We start from the raw sequence: 1,515 nt of genomic DNA on the forward strand, positions 1-1,515 counted from the left end.
CTGAGGTCTCGTGGGCTCGGCGGTGGCGGCATCGGTGACGTCGGCGACGAGTTCGACCACGTCGGGGCCGTAGGCGTGCGAGTTGACGACCTTCAGCAGCAGGCAGAACGTGCCGTCGGGGCCGTGCCGGCGGAGGAGCCGGGGGAGTTGCCGGACCAGGTAGCGGGTCGCCGCCTGGTGGGTCACCGGGCGCTGGCCGCAGACGAGGAAGACCGGACGGTTGCCCTCACCGGCGGTGAGCCGGGCGAGCAGGACGTACTCGGCCGCGCCCCCGTCCACCCGGTAGCGTTCCGAGCCGACCGCGAAGGTGCCGCGCAGCCGGCCGTCCTCGGCGTCCGCGCTGACCACCACGCCGGGCAGCAGCGACCGGAGGTGGGCCGCCACACGGCGGTTCGACACGGGGCCGCCGACGCAGAACTCGGTGCGCTCGCCGAAGCCCTGGGGTGCGCTGTCGGCCGCGACCACCTGGCTGCGCGCGCCGCAGTCGGCGACCAGCGCGGCCAACTCCAGGAGCGCGAACACGTCGTCGCGGGCGACGTCCTCGCCCTCACCGCCGCCGGGGCCGACGACCATCAGGCACTCGGCGTGCGCCGGCAGACCGAGGAACCGCTGGCGCCTGCGTTGCCTCCGGCGCCGCAACATGCCGCGCAGCCACCAGCCCGCTGCGGCCCCGGCGGCCAGTCCGGCCAGCGCGAACAGCAGTTCGCGCAGCGTCTCGTCCATGGGGCGGGAGCCTATCCGGCCCGGGCGGCCGGATCGAGACCTCCGACGGGCCGAGGTGGCCCGGTGGGAGCTGGATGTAACGCCGCGTAGCCTCGACGTAACACCAGGCGTAACACGCGCCTGCTGTGATGGCGGCATGCATGAGGGCTCCGGCACGCGCCAACCATCCGGTCCGATCCGTGAGTTCAAGGCGGAGCTGCGGGCGCTGACCGCCGGGCTCGACGTCGACCAGGGCTGGTACGCCGTCTTCCGCCGTCGCGACCCGAGGGGCGTCGCGGCCTGCCTGGACGGCGTGGAGGTACCGCCGTGGGACATCGTGGAGGCGCTGCTCCAGGACGCCGCCGTCCAGCACGGCCAGGACGCCGCCGCCGGATACCGGGCCCGGCTCCAGCGCTGGTACCGCCCCTGCGTGCGACTCGTCGACGCCGAGGTCCACGGTCCGCGAGGGGTGTGGGAGAGACTGCACGCGACGCGCCGGGTCCGTGAGTCGGCGAGACTGCGCGTCGCCCGGCTGACCGAGCAGCGAGCCCGGCACGGGCGCTCGTCCGAGCACCCCGAACAGCTGGACGCCGAGTTGGCCTGGGCACGGGACGACCTCGCACGGGCCACCGCTCGCTGCCGGGAGCTGGAGGCACGGCTGGCCGCGCTGTCCGCGGCCGGCACCGCCGGGGCCGGCGACTCGCCAGGCGCGCACACGCGGGCCACGCCGGCGGACGAACGGGCTCGCGCGCCGGAGCCCGCCCCTGTTCCCGCGCCGGCGCGCCGCGACAGCACCGCTCACCACCCCCGCAC

The 1,515-nt window shown here is 75.6% G+C and carries 1 protein-coding gene and 1 pseudogene; one reads left to right on the forward strand and one right to left on the reverse strand.

Annotated elements, in window-relative coordinates:
• The coding region (locus tag GL263_RS26215) for a hypothetical protein (RefSeq protein WP_182858221.1) at positions 1-723 on the reverse strand (723 nt) is incomplete at its 3' end.
• A gap of 136 nt (positions 724-859) precedes the next feature.
• On the opposite strand from GL263_RS26215, the pseudogene GL263_RS26220 reads away from it, so the two are divergent.
• A pseudogene (locus tag GL263_RS26220) lies at positions 860-1,515 on the forward strand (hypothetical protein); the annotation flags it as partial.

The sequence above is a fragment of the Streptomyces durbertensis genome, assembly GCF_014156695.1.
In the GTDB taxonomy this organism is placed as follows: Bacteria; Actinomycetota; Actinomycetes; order Streptomycetales; family Streptomycetaceae; genus Streptomyces; species Streptomyces durbertensis.